Annotated in this window: 1 protein-coding gene; it reads left to right on the plus strand. The window is 34.0% G+C overall.

The genetic code is table 11. From position 1 onward, the window contains the following. On the plus strand, positions 1-209 hold a 209-nt coding region (locus tag CD172_RS10585), incomplete at both ends, for a DDE-type integrase/transposase/recombinase (RefSeq protein ID WP_142384438.1).

The raw sequence follows: 209 nt of genomic DNA on the forward strand, positions 1-209 counted from the left end.
CCAACTGTCATTGTACCTCTAAATATTTAAATAATCTCATTGAACAAGATCATCGTCATATCAAATCAAGGAAAATAAGTTATCAAAGTATCAATACGGCAAAGAATACGATCAAAGGCATTGAATGTATTTATGGACTATATAAAAAGAACCGCAGATCTCTTCAGATCTACGGGTTTTCGCCATGCCGTGTAATTAGCATCATGCTA

It is taken from the genome of Staphylococcus agnetis (genome assembly GCF_002901865.1).
Lineage (GTDB): Bacteria > Bacillota > Bacilli > Staphylococcales > Staphylococcaceae > Staphylococcus > Staphylococcus agnetis.